This is a genomic window from Thermomonas alba, from assembly GCF_022419205.1.
In the GTDB taxonomy this organism is placed as follows: Bacteria; Pseudomonadota; Gammaproteobacteria; order Xanthomonadales; family Xanthomonadaceae; genus Thermomonas; species Thermomonas alba.
Genome location: NZ_JAJOZU010000028.1, coordinates 1 through 833, shown reverse-complemented (window position 1 = coordinate 833; position 833 = coordinate 1). Strand labels below are relative to the sequence as shown.

The following is an 833-nucleotide window of genomic DNA, read 5'->3' as shown; positions in this document are numbered from 1 at the left end:
CATATTATTCCATTACACTCCATTCCATTCTATTACTTTCATTTCCATTACAATCGAGTTGATTCCATTCCATTCCATTCCATTCCAGTCCTTTCCATTCCATTCCACTCGGGTTGATTCCATTCTATTAGTTTCCATTCCATTCCATTCCCTTCCATTCCACTCTGGTTGATTCCATTCCTTTCCATTCCACTCGAATACATTCCCTCCTATTCCACTCGGAACGATTCCATTCCATTCCATTCCATTCCATTCCATTCCATTCCATTCCATTTCGTTCCATTCCATTCTATTCCGTACCATTCCATTCCATTCCATTCCATTCCATTCCATTCCATTCCATTCCATTCCACTCGGGTTGTTTCCATTCCATTCCATTATATTCCATTCCATTCCATTCCATTGCACTCGGGTTGATTCCATTCCATTCCATTCCATTCCATTCCATTCCATTCCATTCCGTTCCATTCCATTCCATTACATTCGGATTGATTCTATTCAACTCCCTTACTCTCCATTACATTCCATTCCATTCGGGTTGTTCCATTCCATTCCATTCCATTCCACTCCATTCCATTGCACTCGGGTTGATTCCATTCCATTCCATTCCATTCCATTCCATTCCATTCCGGATGATTCCATTCCATTGCATTCCGTTCCATTACATTCCCCTGCACTCGCGTTGATTCCATTCCATTCCATTCCATTCCATTCCATTCCATTCCATTACAATTCGTTCCATTCCATTCTATTCCGTACTATTCCATTCCATTCCATACCATTCCATTCCATTCCATTCCATTCCATTCCGTTCCATTCCGTTCCATTCCATT

The 833-nt window shown here is 41.2% G+C and carries 2 protein-coding genes; both read right to left on the bottom strand.

Annotated features, from left to right (window positions below):
* Positions 1-12 precede the first annotated feature (12 nt).
* The gene (locus tag ML342_RS12085; protein ID WP_240127170.1) at positions 13-468 is read right to left on the bottom strand and encodes a hypothetical protein; all 456 of its coding nucleotides are present in this window, start codon (positions 466-468) and stop codon (positions 13-15) included.
* Between the two features lie 39 nt (positions 469-507).
* Positions 508-717, bottom strand: coding sequence for a hypothetical protein (locus ML342_RS12080; protein WP_240127169.1), 210 nt, complete (start codon positions 715-717; stop codon positions 508-510).
* Positions 718-833 lie beyond the last annotated feature (116 nt).

What these genes read in the sequence shown, in the direction of transcription:
- ML342_RS12085 (WP_240127170.1), bottom strand. Translation starts at nt 468, where the DNA reads ATGGAACGGAATGGAATGGAATGGAATGGAATGGAATGGAATGGAATG.
- ML342_RS12080 (WP_240127169.1), bottom strand. Translation starts at nt 717, where the DNA reads ATGGAATGGAATGGAATGGAATGGAATGGAATCAACGCGAGTGCAGGG.